Below are 399 nucleotides of genomic sequence, written 5' to 3'. Positions count from 1 at the left end.
TGGCCATTCCCCACCTTTCACGACTCAGGCGTCCCGGGGCCCGGGACGCCTGAGTCAAGGGTACGGGGCGTCAGACCACGCGGGCGCCGGCGACCGGTCCGTGCGCGACGCGGGCCTCCCGGCACACCCCGGCGGCGGTCAGCTCGGCGGCGATCCGCCCCGCGTCGGACTCGCCGGCGGCGAGGAAGACGCAGGTGGGTCCGGAGCCGGAGACGATGCCGGCGAGCGCGCCGGCGGCCTCGCCGGCCTTGAGCGTCTCGGCCAGCGACGGGCGCATGGTCAGCGCGGCGGCCTGGAGGTCGTTGCCGAGCGTGGCGGCGAGGACCCGCGGGTCGCGTTGGCGCAGCGCGGCGAGCAGCGCGTCGGTGCTGCCCAGCGGCGTCCCGGCGGCCCCGGCGT

Annotated in this window: 1 pseudogene; it reads right to left on the bottom strand. The window is 78.4% G+C overall.

The features are described from left to right. Positions 1 to 70 precede the first annotated feature (70 nt). A pseudogene (locus KBX39_RS32960) lies at positions 71 to 399 on the bottom strand (4-(cytidine 5'-diphospho)-2-C-methyl-D-erythritol kinase); the annotation flags it as partial.

Origin of the sequence: Micromonospora sp. D75 (genome assembly GCF_018070405.1) — a bacterium.
Lineage (GTDB): Bacteria > Actinomycetota > Actinomycetes > Mycobacteriales > Micromonosporaceae > Micromonospora > Micromonospora chalcea.
This window is presented reverse-complemented; position numbering and strand designations above follow the sequence as displayed.